Genomic DNA, 13,915 nt, shown 5'->3' on the forward strand with positions numbered 1-13,915 from the left:
CTCTCCTGGGGGCGTGAACCGCTCGATTCATAGCACATCCCCAAACAAAAACGCCTGACCGTTCTCACGATCAGGCGTTGGTTGAATCAATCAGTCGGGGCGGAACTCAGTTCGCGCGGCCGAGGTAGGTGGCGTCTTCGGTCTTCACGCTGATCTTGTCGCCGGGGCCGACGAAGAGGGGGACCTGCACGCGGAGGCCGGATTCGGGGATGGCTTCCTTGTACACATTGTTGGCGGAGTCGCCCTTCACCCCGGCGGGGACGTCACTTTCAGATGCACAAAACGTCGGCCAGCACTGCCGGCGGGCAGCGTCGCCTTCACTTGCTGCACCGTGCCGTTGTCAGAGAGGATCGTCTCATTCACCCCGGTGCTCTGCCAGTCATTGGCCAGCGTGTCGCTCCACTCCACGACGAAACCAGTTCCCGCATTCAGTGCGATGACGCTGCGCGTATAGGTGAACTCCACCTCCGCACCGTTGCGCACGGCGCTGGCAGGCAGCGTGCTCGCGGTGGTAGGACTCAGATTGCAGGCCCACTCGATGAGGTTGGGCAGACCGTCATGGTCATAGTCAAACGTGTCTGCCGCATTGCCGCTGTTGGTCGTGACGCCGAAGAACTGTTGCCGCCAGCCCGCGATGCCGACGGCTGCAACTGCTTCATCCGCACCGATGCTGGGTGTTGTGAGTGATCTGAGATTTCCATCATAGTCGTCGGTCACTCCTGCGATGGGGATGCCTGTGGCATTGACCAAGGGATTGCCGCCGGGGACGAGGTGCAGGTCGCCAGTGGCGGCGTTGGCGAAGAGCGCGGCGGTGAAGCTGCCGCTGCCCGCGAGGCCCGCCTGCGAGTTCGTTTCGCCAGTGGAGCTTTGCCACGTCGCGAAGCTCATGGGGACGGTGTCGCCCGTGGTGCTGAAGTCCATGAAGTCCGCCGAGCCTCCAGCGCCGCTGCCGGCATAGAGATTGTGGCTCGCGGTGTAGCTGCCGCTGCCGCCTTCGCTGCCGGCGGCGAAATGACTGGCGCTGCCGCCGGTGCGGAAATTTAGGAAAATGTTGTCCCGCACGGTGTGCGTGCTGGCGGTTCGGCGCAGGCTCGCCCAGGAACTGCGCGTGCCGCTTTCCGTCCCGCCGAGAACGATGCTGTTGTAGTAAACATTCACCGCGCTCGAGCCGTCTTCGAACATGCCGTAGAGCGTCGTGCTCCCGGACGTGGCGGGGCTGAGGGTGATTTGGTTGTTGACCACGTTGAGGGAGCCGGTGCTGCTTTGAGCGAAGATGCCAAAGACGAATGTCGTGGCCGCGTTCACGTCGAGGGCGGTGATGCGGTTGCGCGCGATCGTCGTAGTGCTGTTGAGGCTGAAATAGATGCCGGCGCTCAAACCGCTGGATGTGAGCAGGTCGTGGATGTAGTTGCCCGTGATGACGTTAGTGCCGCCGCCTAGCATGAAGATGCCGTAGTTGTTGAGGGTTGCGGCGTTCACTTCGTAGATGTTGTTGCCGGAGATCGTCCACGAGTCGTTGCCCGACGCGGAGACGTAGATGGCGACAGCGTTGAAATTGAACAGCTCGTTGTTCGCGATGGTGTTGCCCGAGTTCGGCTCGGCCGCGAAGGCACCAGGGGAGCCAATCAAGGCATACGGCACCCCGGCGGCGGTGGTCAGGTCGCGCACCTGGCAGCCAGTGATGAGGTTGTTGTCGTTGCCCGTCACCGTGCCGCTGCTGAAGAGAATGACGCTATTGAGGCTCGCGCCTTCCACCACGCAGTTGCGCACAGTATTGCTGCTGGCGTCGTTGACGAAGAGAAGGGTGCTCGCGCTTTCGCCGGGGTTCGTGTTGCGGAAGGTGAGGTATCTGCCGCTGCCGCCGAAGCGTCCGTCGATGCTCACGCGGTCCGCGCCGTTGAGTGTGATCAGACCCGCCGCCGCGCTGCCGGAAATGGTCTGCATCGTCGCGCTGTCCGGCTGGATGGTGAAGGTGTAATTGCCTGCGCCTTCTTCTTGCCATGGGTTCAACGTCACGCCGCCGGTCTCGGCCAGGTCGCTGGTGATCTTCACGACCACGTCACCGGTGAGCAGCGCGCCGTTGAGCGCGGCGAAGAGTCCGCCCGCGCCGCTGAGACTGGGATAGGTGCCGCCGCTGCCAACCGTCACCGTGCCGCTGATCGAAGGGGCGATGCTGAAGCTTCTCACCGTGCCGGGCTTCGCACTGATGTTCTGCACGGGCGGATCTGCCGAGGCGGTCGCACCGGCGGGGCTGGAGCCTAGGTTGTTCGCGGCATCCTGTGCGACGACGAAGTATTGGATGCTGTCGCCCACGGCGACGCTGCCTCCGTTGATGACCGAGTAATCCAACGTAAAGCTGTAGGGACCACTGCCGCTGGCGACGACGTACTTCCAGCCGTTGCCAGTGGCGTCGTTCGTCACGCCGAAGGCATCGGCATCCGTGCTCTTCTTGAAGTAGAGGCGCGGGGCACTCGCGCCGCTGGCCATGCCCACGGCATCCGTGATCGTCGCCCAACCGGTGAGCACACGACTTGCGGTGGAGCCGTTCGAGAGCAACGGGAAACTGATGGTGGGGGCGGTGATGTCACCAACCCGATAGCTGTTCATGCTGCCGGGTTTGGCGCTCACGTTTTGCACGGGCGGACTGGCGGAACTCGCCGCGCCCGACGGACTGGAGATGAGATTGTTCGCCTCGTCCTGCGCAACAACGAAATACTGAATCGTATCGCCATTCGCCACACCGCTGCCGTTCAGGAGCGAGTAGTCCACCGTGAAGTCATAGGGGCTCGTGGCATTGCCGGCGGTGGCGTATTTCCAGCCATTGCCTGTCGAGTTATTCGGCACGTTGAAGGCATCGGCATCGGTGGATTTCTTGAAGTAGAGGCGCGGCGATTTCGCTCCTCCTGAGACGCCCACGTTATCCGTGATGGTGGCGAAGCCGGTCAAAGCACGACTCGTAAGTGAGAGCGTGTCGGTCAGTTGCGGGTAGCTGATGCCGGGCGCGAAGATGTCTCCAGTGGAGGTGAAGTTCCCGGCATCCGCACCGATGTCCGCAGGCGTGAGCGTATTGCGAGGCTGGCCGTCGAAATCATCCGTCACAGTGGCAGGCGCTGCGGTCAGGGCGTCGGTGAGCGGGATGCCGCCGCCTTCTGCCGGATTGCTGGCCTGCAAATGCAAGTCCACCGTGCTGGCGTTGCCGGTCGGATTGGAAAAGAGCGGATCCGCCACCGCGCTAGTGGCGTCCTGCCCTGTCGCGGCCTGCCACGCGGCGAGGGTGCTGCGGTCGCTGCTGTAGAAGCCGAGCACGCCACCGGTGCCACTGACGCGAAAGATGTTGCCGCCAGCCGTCAAGCCGGCGGGGTTCACACCCGAGCCGCCGTAGCTCACGGCGTAGTGCTTGCTGGTCGCGCCGCTGTTGCCGCGGGCGTTGACAAAAATGTTGTTTTGGTAGGTGCGGGCATTGCCCACGCCAGTGGTGCCTTGAAAGGCGCGGGTGCTGGCCGCTCCGGACGTTTGCGTGCCGCCGACATAGACGGAGTTGTGGTAGAAGTTCCGGCCTGCATCCGCGCCGTTGTCATGGAGACCGCGCACGGTGGCCGCGCCCGCCGTGCTGGTGCCGTCCGCCTTGCGGCCCACGCGCACCATGTTGTTCTGCGCGGTGAAGACCCCGATGACGAACTGCATGCCATTCAACTGTGACGATGCGCTGTTGGATGAAACCGCGAGGCTATGCACCAGGTTCCGCTCGATGACGTTCACACCGCTGGTCGGACCATCAAAGTAAATCCCGGTCACGCTGACCGCTGCCGTAGCCGCCGTGTTGGCGAGCGAATGCACCGTGTTTTGCGAAACGGTCTGGCCCGCAACCGTGGAGGTGTCAATGATGCCATACACCGATTGCAAGGTGGTGGTATTCGCGTTTTGACTCGTGGTGGTAAGGTTGCGGACGGTGTTGCCGGTGATGGTGTTCACCCCGGCGGAAGTGACGATGCCGCGAATCTGCCCGGCGGCACTGCTGTTGTTGTTGAGGTTGGCCAGGGTGTTGCCCGTGATGCTAGCGCTGGTGCTGAGTCCTAGGACAAAAATGCCGGTGACTTGCTGGCTGGTGCTGGAGGTGGACGACGTGGCTGCATTGAGGCTGTTCGCCGTGGTGATGCTCCCCACAGTGTTGTTGCTGATGGTGTTCGTCCCGACGGAGGCCGAGATGCCGGTGAGCGAGGCAGTGATGCTGGTGTCCGTGCCGTTCACCGTGATGGCACCGATGGTGTTGTTGGCGATGGTCACTGTACCGCTGCTCGCCGTTCTGATGCCGAAGGTGGTCGCTCCGGTTCCCGAAGTGGTGACGGAGACCGAACCTGTGCCGCTGCCGCTGCCGATGGTATTGCCCGTGATCGTGCCGACGTTCACCGCACCCGTCCCCAGATAAACCCCCTCCCACGCGCCGGGCTGCCCGGTTCCGGGAAAGGCACTCGTCCACACGATATTCTGGATGGTATTCCCCTGCACGTTGCTCGGCGTGCTGGTGCCGGCAGAAAGCCGGATGCCCTGAAACATATACAACGCCGTGGTGCCGGTCGTAGTCCACGGAGCACCGCCTGCATTCGGCGCACTGCCGCCGATAAAGTTCCCCGTCACGGCAAAGTTATTGCCGGAAGTGCTGTTGACGTAGATGGCACGGATGTTCGCCGCCACTGCCACGCGGCTGGTAGTCTGGTAAAAGCTGTTGCCGGTGAAGGTCCAGCCAGTGTTGCCGCCTTCGAGTCGCACACCCGCCGCATCCACGCTGCCGGAGTAAAAATTGAAGATGTTGCAGTTGGAGACGAGGTTGCCGCTGTTGTTCTGCGCCGCGGAGTTGATGGTACCGATCGAGTAGATGCCGTTGGCGGGGGTGCTCGCACCATCGCAGACTTCGCAATGGTCCAGGATGTTGTCATCATTGCCATTTGCGCCTGTGGTGGTGCTGAAGCGGATCACGCCGCTGCTGGCGTTGGTATTCACACCTTTGAGCACGGTGTAGCAGATCAGATTCCCACTGGCCTCGTTGACAAAACGCAGCGCCACGCCGGACGTGCTGGTGTTGGCGATGGTCAGTTGCTTGACCGTGCCTGTGCCGCCGGGCCGCCCGTCGAGGGTGAGGAACTGCGCACCGTTCAAATCCACCGTCGCCGCCGTGGTGTCCGCACTGGAGATCGAGAGGCTCGCCGCGCCGGTTTGAGGGCGCAGGGTGAGAGTGTTCACCGCCGTGGTGCCGAGGTTGGTGAAGGTCAGCGGGAAGGTTTCGACGGTGCTCACATAGGCCGCCTGAAGTTCCAGCACGAGCGCGCCAGAGAGCGTCTGCACCTGGATGTCCACGATGGCCGCGCCGATGCTACTGTAGTCCCCGGTCGGGCCAATGGTCTTGGTGCCAGAGAGAGGATCCCCCTGCGCCGACAGCGTGAAAGCAATCAGGGCCAGCGCCCGCGCAAGAAGCTTGGTCATGAAATGAACGGAAGGCACAAGTTGTTGGACGCGAATGATGAAACGGTAAACCACCTCTGTCGGGCAGGTGTTCTATGCGATGACCCTGCGCACCGACAAGCAAAAACGCCTGACCGTTCTCACGATCAGGCGTCTCCTTGAATCAATCAGTCAGCGGAACTCAGTTCGCGCGGCCGAGGTAGGTGGCGTCTTCGGTCTTGACGCTGATCTTGTCGCCGGGGCCGACGAAGAGGGGGACCTGGACGCGCATGCCGGACTCGGTGATGGCTTCCTTGTACACATTGTTGGCGGAGTCGCCCTTCACCCCGGCTGGGCTGTCGGTGACGGTCATGATGATGCTGGCGGGCAGCTCGATGCCGGCGACGACGTCATCGGCGAACACGACGAGGTACTTCTGGCCTTCGATGAGATAGCCGCGGGTCTTGGCGTCGAGCTTGTCTTCGCCGATGAGCACGTCTTCAAACGTTTCGGGGTGGATGAAGTGGTAGCCGTCGCCGTCCTTGTAGCTGAACTCGTGGTTGTCCTTCACGAGGTTCACGGACTCGAGCGACTCGTTGGAGGTCATGCGCAGGTTGTAAACCTTGCCGATGGTGATGCTGCGGACGGACATCTGCACAAACGAAGCCATGCGCGGCGGCGTCTTGAGTTCGGTCTCGGTGACGACGCAGACGTCGTTGTTGTGGCGGACGGCGTGTCCTTTGCGGAGATTGATGACGGGGGTGGCTGGCATAGGAGCCCGAGTTCATGGCGAGTTTAAGGCGCTTTGCAAGCTCCGGTTCGGGGCTGGCCGGGCAAGGGATGGTTCGCCGGTGGGATCGTCCTCGTCCTCCTGCTCGAACTCGTCCTCGATACCTGCGCTGCCTTCAAGCGTCATCTTCGTCGGAGCGCGAGTATGGCAGCGCCTGCTCGCCACTTGTGCGGTCCAGCGTGAACGCCAGGAAAGTCAGGCGAGTAGCATACTCGCGCTCCGTTCCATGCGTCATCGTCCTCGATCGAGGACGAGTATGAGGACGAGTATGAGTTGGAAGGCGGCTACCGCACCACCACCACCGAAGCCGGACTGGGCGCGGCTTCACCCGCCTTGTTGGCGGCGATGATGCGCACCTCAATGAATTCACCCGGTGGCAGGTCTTGCAACCATGCTTCGGGCTCATGCACCGTGGCGGCGGCGGTGAATTCCGCCGCGCCCATGCGCTGCATCTGCACGCGGTAGCGTGTGGCATGCGGGGCAGGGGGCCATTGCACGAAAACCTTGCCCTGGCCCGTGGCTTCCAGCGTCACCTGCTCCACCGGCGGCGGCAGCGACAGCCGCGCGGGCATCTGCAAATGAAAGCGCAGCCAGCGCGGGTCGCTGGCGGTCAGCAGGATGCCCAGCTCCCAGATCAGCCCGCGCATCTTGTGGCGCAGCTTCTTCAGCGCCTTGTTCTTCGCCAGCACGGCGGTGCGCAGGGCGGACTTGTTGAAATTCACCGCCGACCGCGCGTCCGACAGCGCTTCAAACGTCGCCCCGCAGATCACCGCCGTGGCTCCCATGTCCGTGCTTTCGTGCTCAGGCTTCAGTTCGAAATACCGCGTCAGACTCGACAGCAGGCTCATGCGTTTCGCGAAGACCTCCGGCACCATCGTGGACCTGTCGGGAAAACCCGCCGCGCCCCACTGCGTGTTGAAGCCGGTGCCAAACAGCGCCGTCAGCCGCAGGCGGCAGCGGCCGATCACCACCTCCCCTTCGCGATCACGGTTCCGCAGTTCCTTGCGCCGCTGCCCGCGCTCCGTTTTCACCCGCCCCACCTCCATCAGGGCGGCATTGGCCGCGTCCCAGGCCGCCTGCATCGCCGCCGCCGTGTTCTGCTTGATGCCGATCTCCTCCTCCAGCGCCTCGCAGCCCTTGATCAAGTCATGGCAGCGGGCCAGCAGCACAGAATCGTTGGTAGGAGTCGGGTTCGCAGCCATGGCAGCCTCAGGTGGATCAAAACGTAACGCCCAACAGCCCACCGGCATCTGCCCGACGAACTCCGCCCTCGCCGCACGGCCCACAGCCAGCGCCCCGAAGGCAAATCCATTCTCCTACTAGTCAGAACCAGCCTCAAGCACTATTTGACGACCATCGGTGAGTGATGCTTGAGACTCCTGCACCTCAGTTGGCGATCCCGCTGACGGTTCCCGAAGCTCCCTCTCCACAAAACGGCTTCCGTCTCAGAGCTGGGGAGCTTCATGTCTCACTCACCGATGCTCGGTGAGTGGAAGATGAGCCTCCGCTGCCTCAATCCAGCTTCCCGTCCAAGGTGTGGAAGTCTCAAGTATCACTCACCGATACTCGGCGAGTAGTAACTGAAGCTTCCTCCAGCCAAATCCGAAGCCTATTTGAGGTTACTGAGCTTCAAGCCTTGCTCACCGACACTCGGCGAGCAGTCTATGAACCTGCTTCCGGCCACCGCCCTTGTCCGTTCACCGCCCCGGAGCCTCCCCCGGATGCCCCGTCCAAGGCAGTTCAGCCTCCCCAGCCGCCACCGGGTGAAATCATGCGTCCGACGCCCTCCCCCGAGCCTCCGGTGGATCAGTCTGGAGCGTCGATGGAGCCTCCCGAGCCTGGGGCGGATGAAATCAGGAACGGTTTCGGATCCGCCGCGCTTCATGAGGTCTATACAGAATACCGAATCATCGTTCCCGAGCTTGGTGCAGGATCTTTGAGGATCCCTGCGGGAGTTTTAGTTGTTCCGATGGGGCGGCGCTGAGACGAGCGGGCGGCAGGCGAAAGTAAAAAAGACTTGGCAGCCAGCGCGTGCGAGAGGGGCCGGACACGAAATGACAGCAAGAACAGGTCTGAACGGGCTCGCGCTCACAGGAGAGGAGCGTGCAGTGGAGACGCTGCGGCTGTCGGACGCCCGCTATCGGCGCTTGTTTGAAACCGCACAGGACGGCATCCTCATTCTGCACGCCGACACCGGTCAGGTGGTGGATGCGAACCCCTTTTTGAAGGACTTGCTGGGCTATTCGCAGGAGGAGTTTCTGGGGCGCAAGCTGTGGGAGATCGGCCCCTTCATGGGTGAGGACGCCTCCAAGATCGCCTTCGCCGAATTGCAGGTGAAGGACCGGCTGCACTACGAGGGCCTGCCCTTGGAGACGAAGGACGGGCGGCGGGTCGAGGTGGAGTTCATCAGCAGCGCTTATGTGGCGGACGGCACGCGCTTCATCCAGTGCAACATCCGCGACATCACGGCACGTCTGGCGGCGAACAAGGAACTCGCCTTTCAAGTCGAGGAGAAGAGCAAGCGGGCCGAGGAACTGGCCTTGATCAATGCGGAGCTGGCGCGCTCCAATGCGGAGCTGGAACAGTTCGCCTATGTGGCCACGCATGACTTGCAGGAACCGTTGCGGTCCGTGGCCAGTTGCGTGCAACTGCTCCAGAGTCATTGCGAAGGCCAGCTCGACGAGCGGTCCCAGGAGTTCATCACGCACGCGGTCGATGGCACCAAGCGGATGCAGACCCTCATCAGCGACCTGCTGGAGTATTCGCGCATCAGCACCCATGCCACAGCATTTGAACTCACGGACTGCGAGGCAGTGCTGCACGAGGCGCTGGCCAACCTCATGGTCGCCATCCGCGAGAGCGGCGCGGTCGTGACCCATGATGCGCTGCCCATCGTGAACGGCGATGCCACCCAGTTGACACAGTTGTTCCAGAACCTCATCGGCAACGCCCTCAAGTTTCGCGCGGAACGACCAGCCAGAATCCACCTCGGCGCCGTGCTCAAAGACGGCGAGTGGTGGTTCACCGTGGCCGACAACGGCATTGGCATGGAGCCGAAGTATTTCGAGCGCATCTTCCAGGTCTTCCAGCGCCTGCACACCCGCAAAGCCTATCAAGGCACCGGCATCGGCCTCGCCATCTGCAAGAAGGTCGTCGAGCGCCACGGCGGGCGCATCTGGGTCGAGTCGCAGTTCGGCCAGGGCGCTACTTTCTGTTTCACCATCCCGCAACCAACTTAAATCCCTATGAAAGCCAGCGCCCCCACCCGTCCGATCATCATCCTGATGGCCGAGGACAATCCGACCGACGTGCTCATCACCAAGGAAGGACTCCTTCGTGCCAAGATGCTCAACACGCTGCATGTGGTGGAGGACGGCGTGGAAGCCATGGAGTTCCTGCGCCATGAAGGCAAGTATGCTGACGCGCCCCGCCCGGACCTGATCCTGCTCGACTTGAACATGCCCCGCATGGGCGGCCAGGAAGTGCTCACTGAGATCAAGACCGATGAAAAACTGAAGCACATCCCGGTGGTCGTCCTGACCACCTCGAAGTCCGACGAGGATGTCCACAAGGCCTACGGCCACCACGCCAACTGCTACATCGTCAAGCCAGTGGACTTCACCACCTTCACGAAGGTGGTGCAGACGATCCAGGACTTCTGGTTCTGCGTAGTCACGCTGCCGCCGGGTCCACGGTGATACCAAGACCACGCCACGGAAACTGCCGCCGGGTGAAATCAGGAACGGTCCTGGCTCCTCCAAGCTTGCGGCGGTTCAACCAGACTGTCGGATCGACCTTCCCGAGTTTGTTGCGGGAGGTTGGAGGGACTGCGCATGATAAACCGGGCTGGCATCATGCCACCACCGACACTCGTTGCTGATCCAACTCCACCAAAGTGGAGTTTTGCAAGGCTGCGGCAATGGCTGGCAGGTGGGTTTCAAACATCTGCCGGGTGGCCCGCAATCCCATGTTCCCGGTGCGCACCAGCACCAGTTTCCAAGGACGGCCATGCAACAGATGGGAGTAGTAGAAATCGGTGTCCTTGGTGACCACCACGCGCTGCTCGTTCATTGAAACCTCGTTCAGGATGCCGTCGCGCGAAGCGTCTGATCAGGCAGGTCCAGCGTGTGGATGGCCTCATGCCCTGCGGCATGAAACACGGCGCGCAGACTGGGCGGCAGATGCGCATCAATGAGGAACTTCATGCCGCCACCAAGTGCAGGCTGCGAAGCTTCAAGGACTGGGTGGCGAACTGGATGCAGGCCTGCAAGTCCTCGCGCTCCAGATCAGGAAACTCCGCCAGCACCTCTTCAAACGTGTCGCCGCCTGCCAGGTATTCGAGCACCGACTCCACCGGATAGCGCAAGCCGCGAATCGTTGGCTTGCCGTGGCAGACACCGGGATCCAAGGTGATCCGCTTGAGCAGTGTGGCTGTGTCGTGTGCGGTGGGAGTCATACCTCATCATAACGAGCTGCGGCGTCTGCTTCAACCACCGCTTGCAGGCCCGGCTTTGCACCACAGGCATGCTCCATCGTCAGTCGCAGGCCGGGCATTGGAACGCCCCTGATGCGACAAGAACTCGACGACACTCGCAAACTCGCCCAATAATCCCCTCGATCACCCCTTCCACCCTCCAACCAGCCATGAACCGCTTTCACTTTATTACCTGTCTTGTCACCACTGTCTTGTTCGCTGCCCATGCTCCCGCCGCTGATGAATTGAAGAAGCTCGCCGCCGCCATCGACGGCTACCGTTATGAGTTTCCCTGCAAAGACCCCATGCCGGAAAATCCCAAGCCCGGCGCGGACGGCATCTCGGCCCGGATGACGGACGATCCGAAGACGAATGACAAGTTCACCGACGTGAAGAAGTTCGGCGGCGAACCTGGCAAGCGTTACAAGGTCACGCTGCGCGTGCGCGGCGTGGTGGAGCCGATGATGTACAAGGACGGCCAGCAGGTCGGTGAGCGCTTTTACATCGGCGGCGTGCCGAACAACAAGACCTACAACATCTACCAGCTCACCGTTTCGTCGCCGGCATCGCATTTCTTTTTCAACCGCGATGACAAAGTGGGCCACCGCATCTTCACCATCGACTACACCGCGACCGTCGAGATCGAGGGCGGTGCCACGCTCACCCTGCACGGCGACGGTCAGAACGGCCACATGATCACCAACTTCGCCAAGCTCGTCGTGCCCGACATCGCCCCAGCGCCGAAGCCATTCAACGGCCAGTTCATCCAGCTCGATGTGACGGATGTGGTGGAGGTGAAGTAAACCAGCGTCACGCACACACTCTCGCTCTGCTTCCTCATGAATCTTCGCCCATTCCTCGTTCTCAGCCTCGCCGCGCTCGCTCTTCCTGTCTTCGCGGCCGATAAACAAAAAGAAAAGAAGCCGGACCGCCCGCAGCCGCCGACGCGACCCTTGGATGGGCCAGGAGCCCCCAAGTTCACGCGGTTCGATGGCAAGCCGGGGGTGAATCCACCGGTGGATGCCGAGGGTGATTTCGTCATCGGCCCGGACTATGTCGCGGCACCAGAGACAAAGGTCGCCGAAGGCGTGCCGCAGGGGAAGGTGATGCAGTTCCAGATCGACTCGAAGGACTGCAAGCTCTTCAATCCCGGCATCGCACGCGATGTTTTCGGCACCGTCGATCCGAACAACCCGAAGACGCTGATCGTCGAGACGCATCCCATCGACTACAAGCGCACCGTCACTGTTTACGTGCCCGCGCAGTATGTGGCCGGCACGGCGGCGCCGTTCATCGTCACGCACGATGGTCCAGGCATGGGCAAGCCGGACATGAACCTCGCGCGCATCCTCGACAACCTCATCGCGCAGAAGCGCGTGCCTGCGATGATCGCCATCATGATCTCCAGCGGCGGCGGCGACGCGCAGGGCCATGAGCGTGGTCGCGAATACGACACAATGTCCGGCCTGTATGCCGAATTCATCGAGAACGAAGTGCTGCCGCTGGTGGAGAAGAACGCGGGCATCAAACTCACCAAGGATCCCGAAGGCCGCGCCACGATGGGCAACAGTTCGGGTGGCTCCGCCGCGCTCGCGATGGCCTGGTATCGCCCCGATTTATATCACCGCGTGCTCACCTTCTCCGGCACCTTTGTGAACCAGCAGTGGCCCTTCAATCCCGAGACGCCCGATGGCGCGTGGGGCTTCCACAGCAAGATCATCCCCGAAAGTCCGGTGAAGCCACTGCGCATCTGGATGGCCGTCGGAGATCGCGATCTGCTCAACCCGAACGTCATGCGCGACGGCATGCACGACTGGGTGGAAGCGAACCATCGCATGGCGAAGGTCTTGAAGGAGAAGGGCTATCACTATCAGTACGTCTATTGCCTCAATGCCGGCCACGGCATCGGCCCCGCGAGGCCGCAGATCCTGCCGCATGCGCTGGAGTGGCTTTGGAAAGGGTATTCCATCGCGAAGTAGTCGCGAACTGGCCGCGAAATGCGTGATCAAACGACTTCTGCGCTGACTGCCGCCATTCACAGGCCTGCCCTGAGCCCGTCGGGTTGATCCATTCTTGCTCTCCATGCACGCTCCCTTGTCAAAACCGAGCGACATCTCTGCGCATGCTTGCTTTGGGAAGCTCCCGGAGGATGATCCTTTCATGAAGACTTCCTTCTCGCCTCCGTCTGGCCAAGTCAGACTCCTCCTCGCGGCAACCCTGCTTCTCACGCTCACTGGCTGCGTGGATTATCTGGATGGGCCGGGCTACGGCTACAACCGCTCCTATGCCTCCGTTTACGGCGGATTCAGCAACTACACCTACTACCCGCGTTACTCGACATACTACCACCTGCCGACGCAGCAATACCATTACCACAACGGTTCCGCATGGGTGGCAAGTCCGCGGCCCCATGGTGGCATTCCACCCGGCTTGTTGCGTTCTTCCCCCTCCGTGCCGCTAAATCTTCCCGGCCGCCCTCCGCAGCATCACTCGCAAATCACGCGGTCCTACCCCCGCACCTGGTCTCCCTCCAGCAGCGGACATCAATCGTCCCAAGGCGGAAGCCATCAAGGCCCTCCTGCCGGCGGCCGGGATCGCGATCACGACCACCGATAAGCGTGGGCGACACTTGGTTGATGACGTGCCGATGATGTGTCGGCATGCCGCGTTGGCTTTGGTGATCGCGTGACCGCATGGGGCGGTCGGAAGAGCGCCGGTGCCAGACCCGCATTCCAAGTTGCCTGCGCAGACTGTACCGCTAGCCTCGCACGCATGGAACGTCATCTCCGCCTGCTCTGCCTTGGTGCCTCGCTGCTGTTCACGCTCTCCGGGTGTGACGCGCACTGGGGCATGCCGGTCCGAGGCTATGGCTATCCAGGCGGCTTGGCTGCCTTCGCACCCCGGACGGGTGGTGTCGTCAACTATACCTACTACCCGCGCTTCGAGGCTTACTACCACCATCCCACGCAGCAGTTCTATTATCCCAATGGCAAGAAGTGGGAGACGCAGAGGTCTCTGCCCGGTCTCTCACCACAGGAGGTTCGCAGCTCGCCGGGCGTGCCGTTTCAGTTCGCCGATCACCCATCGAACCACCACCCGCAGGTGAAGCAGGCCTTCCCCAAAAACTGGACTTCCTCCTCCCGCCGCTATGAAGAAGGTTATCAGTGGGGCCACAGCGGCTGGGATCTGGACCGTCGTTAAACCTGAGCTTCTCA

Annotated in this window: 12 protein-coding genes and 2 pseudogenes; 7 read left to right on the top strand and 7 right to left on the bottom strand. The window is 62.0% G+C overall.

The window, feature by feature from the left end:
• Window positions 1–106: 106 nt before the first annotated feature.
• The 4 genes from U1A53_RS24875 to U1A53_RS24890 form a co-directional block, all read right to left on the bottom strand.
• Window positions 107–250: a hypothetical protein gene (locus U1A53_RS24875; protein ID WP_322284589.1), complete on the bottom strand. Its 144-nt coding sequence runs from the start codon at window positions 248–250 to the stop codon at window positions 107–109.
• Window positions 247–5,478 carry a right-handed parallel beta-helix repeat-containing protein gene (locus U1A53_RS24880; RefSeq protein WP_322284590.1) on the bottom strand — a complete coding sequence of 1,744 codons (5,232 nt, stop codon included), beginning with the start codon at window positions 5,476–5,478 and terminating at the stop codon, window positions 247–249. Before U1A53_RS24880 ends, U1A53_RS24875 begins: the two co-directional genes overlap by 4 nt.
• A gap of 160 nt (window positions 5,479–5,638) precedes the next feature.
• A complete protein-coding gene (locus tag U1A53_RS24885; protein WP_322284591.1) occupies window positions 5,639–6,208 on the bottom strand; it encodes an elongation factor P in 570 nt (189 codons plus the stop codon).
• A gap of 302 nt (window positions 6,209–6,510) precedes the next feature.
• The gene (locus tag U1A53_RS24890; RefSeq protein ID WP_322284592.1) at window positions 6,511–7,428 is read right to left on the bottom strand and encodes a fibronectin type III domain-containing protein; all 918 of its coding nucleotides are present in this window, start codon (window positions 7,426–7,428) and stop codon (window positions 6,511–6,513) included.
• Between the two features lie 852 nt (window positions 7,429–8,280).
• Here U1A53_RS24890 and U1A53_RS27120 point away from each other — a divergent pair.
• From U1A53_RS27120 to U1A53_RS24900, 3 genes and pseudogenes are all read left to right on the top strand, one after another.
• Window positions 8,281–8,709 (top strand): annotated as a pseudogene (locus U1A53_RS27120) (PAS domain S-box protein); the annotation flags it as partial.
• Window positions 8,710–8,745: 36 nt separating this feature from the next.
• Window positions 8,746–9,465: pseudogene (locus tag U1A53_RS27125) on the top strand (ATP-binding protein); the annotation flags it as partial.
• 6 nt (window positions 9,466–9,471) lie between these two features.
• Window positions 9,472–9,924, top strand: a complete 453-nt coding sequence (locus tag U1A53_RS24900) for a response regulator (protein WP_322284595.1) — start codon at window positions 9,472–9,474, stop codon at window positions 9,922–9,924.
• Window positions 9,925–10,078: 154 nt separating this feature from the next.
• Here U1A53_RS24900 and U1A53_RS24905 read toward each other — a convergent pair whose 3' ends face one another.
• Genes U1A53_RS24905 through U1A53_RS24915 form a run of 3 tightly spaced genes read right to left on the bottom strand, consistent with a single transcriptional unit; the run spans window position 10,079 to window position 10,682 of the window.
• Complete coding sequence (locus U1A53_RS24905; protein ID WP_322284596.1) at window positions 10,079–10,297, bottom strand: DUF5615 family PIN-like protein; 219 nt, start codon at window positions 10,295–10,297, stop codon at window positions 10,079–10,081.
• 11 nt (window positions 10,298–10,308) lie between these two features.
• Window positions 10,309–10,431 (bottom strand): hypothetical protein, encoded by a 123-nt coding sequence (locus tag U1A53_RS24910; RefSeq protein ID WP_322284597.1) that lies wholly within the window; start codon window positions 10,429–10,431, stop codon window positions 10,309–10,311.
• Window positions 10,428–10,682: a DUF433 domain-containing protein gene (locus U1A53_RS24915; RefSeq protein ID WP_322284598.1), complete on the bottom strand. Its 255-nt coding sequence runs from the start codon at window positions 10,680–10,682 to the stop codon at window positions 10,428–10,430. The genes U1A53_RS24910 and U1A53_RS24915 overlap by 4 nt, the downstream gene beginning before the upstream one ends.
• A gap of 188 nt (window positions 10,683–10,870) precedes the next feature.
• Here U1A53_RS24915 and U1A53_RS24920 point away from each other — a divergent pair, with 188 nt between their 5' ends.
• The 4 genes from U1A53_RS24920 to U1A53_RS24935 all read left to right on the top strand — a co-directional run bounded on the left by U1A53_RS24920 (window position 10,871) and on the right by U1A53_RS24935 (window position 13,901).
• Window positions 10,871–11,503: a hypothetical protein gene (locus U1A53_RS24920; RefSeq protein WP_322284599.1), complete on the top strand. Its 633-nt coding sequence runs from the start codon at window positions 10,871–10,873 to the stop codon at window positions 11,501–11,503.
• Between the two features lie 36 nt (window positions 11,504–11,539).
• Complete coding sequence (locus U1A53_RS24925; protein WP_322284600.1) at window positions 11,540–12,679, top strand: alpha/beta hydrolase-fold protein; 1,140 nt, start codon at window positions 11,540–11,542, stop codon at window positions 12,677–12,679.
• A gap of 181 nt (window positions 12,680–12,860) precedes the next feature.
• Window positions 12,861–13,316: a hypothetical protein gene (locus U1A53_RS24930; protein WP_322284601.1), complete on the top strand. Its 456-nt coding sequence runs from the start codon at window positions 12,861–12,863 to the stop codon at window positions 13,314–13,316.
• 156 nt (window positions 13,317–13,472) lie between these two features.
• Window positions 13,473–13,901: a hypothetical protein gene (locus U1A53_RS24935; RefSeq protein ID WP_322284602.1), complete on the top strand. Its 429-nt coding sequence runs from the start codon at window positions 13,473–13,475 to the stop codon at window positions 13,899–13,901.
• Window positions 13,902–13,915: the final 14 nt, after the last annotated feature.

Origin of the sequence: Prosthecobacter sp. (genome assembly GCF_034366625.1) — a bacterium.
Lineage (GTDB): Bacteria > Verrucomicrobiota > Verrucomicrobiia > Verrucomicrobiales > Verrucomicrobiaceae > Prosthecobacter.

Coding starts and splice junctions, on each gene's coding strand:
- U1A53_RS24880 (WP_322284590.1), bottom strand. CDS start 5,478: ATGACCAAGCTTCTTGCGCGGGCGCTGGCCCTGATTGCTTTCACGCTG.
- U1A53_RS24885 (WP_322284591.1), bottom strand. CDS start 6,208: ATGCCAGCCACCCCCGTCATCAATCTCCGCAAAGGACACGCCGTCCGC.
- U1A53_RS24890 (WP_322284592.1), bottom strand. CDS start 7,428: ATGGCTGCGAACCCGACTCCTACCAACGATTCTGTGCTGCTGGCCCGC.
- U1A53_RS24900 (WP_322284595.1), top strand. CDS start 9,472: ATGAAAGCCAGCGCCCCCACCCGTCCGATCATCATCCTGATGGCCGAG.
- U1A53_RS24905 (WP_322284596.1), bottom strand. CDS start 10,297: ATGAACGAGCAGCGCGTGGTGGTCACCAAGGACACCGATTTCTACTAC.
- U1A53_RS24910 (WP_322284597.1), bottom strand. CDS start 10,431: ATGAAGTTCCTCATTGATGCGCATCTGCCGCCCAGTCTGCGCGCCGTG.
- U1A53_RS24915 (WP_322284598.1), bottom strand. CDS start 10,682: ATGACTCCCACCGCACACGACACAGCCACACTGCTCAAGCGGATCACC.
- U1A53_RS24920 (WP_322284599.1), top strand. CDS start 10,871: ATGAACCGCTTTCACTTTATTACCTGTCTTGTCACCACTGTCTTGTTC.
- U1A53_RS24925 (WP_322284600.1), top strand. CDS start 11,540: ATGAATCTTCGCCCATTCCTCGTTCTCAGCCTCGCCGCGCTCGCTCTT.
- U1A53_RS24930 (WP_322284601.1), top strand. CDS start 12,861: ATGAAGACTTCCTTCTCGCCTCCGTCTGGCCAAGTCAGACTCCTCCTC.
- U1A53_RS24935 (WP_322284602.1), top strand. CDS start 13,473: ATGGAACGTCATCTCCGCCTGCTCTGCCTTGGTGCCTCGCTGCTGTTC.